This is a genomic window from Myxococcus xanthus, from assembly GCF_013116825.1.
GTDB lineage: Bacteria > Myxococcota > Myxococcia > Myxococcales > Myxococcaceae > Myxococcus > Myxococcus xanthus_B.
The window spans coordinates 1-483 of record NZ_JABFNS010000308.1; the positions used below are offsets into that span (position 1 = coordinate 1).

Below are 483 nucleotides of genomic sequence, written 5' to 3' on the forward strand. Positions count from 1 at the left end.
ACACGGGCACCAGAAGCTTTTTCCCGGTAGATGCCTGCCAGGTAGAAGCCCGCTGCCTTCGCCGCGGCAATGATCGCTTCCTGTCTTTCCAGATCCTGCTCTTCGGTGCTGACACGCATGTAGAGCCGAGCCACCTGGGTCGGCGCAGCACGACCGGCTGCCTTGATCACTCCATCCATGGTCTGTTTCCTGAAGTTCATGCGCTTCCAGAGCACGATCAGTTCACGAAAATTGGATTTCCGGCCGTTTCGTGAACTAAGCTCGAAGTGCCAGAGAACAAGAATTATGCATCTAAACCATTGTCATCATTGAGTTTTTTTGCATAAAAAGCGATAATTGACTGCACCGGTATCTAGAAACATCCAAACTAAAAATTTACAAACGAGGCTGCTTTAACGAAAGGGCGTGTGATGAAGAAAGAAGACCTCGTTGTTTTCAGTCTGGGATGGCTTGCGGCGAACACGCCTCAGCTGGTGCAACTGC

General features: G+C 50.5%; 1 protein-coding gene. It reads right to left on the bottom strand.

Going from position 1 to position 483, the window contains the following annotated elements:
- Window positions 1-200, bottom strand: a 200-nt coding sequence (locus HNV26_RS37455; protein WP_436410078.1) for a recombinase family protein, incomplete at its 3' end; no start/stop codon positions are given.
- Between the last annotated feature and the right edge of the window lie 283 nt (window positions 201-483).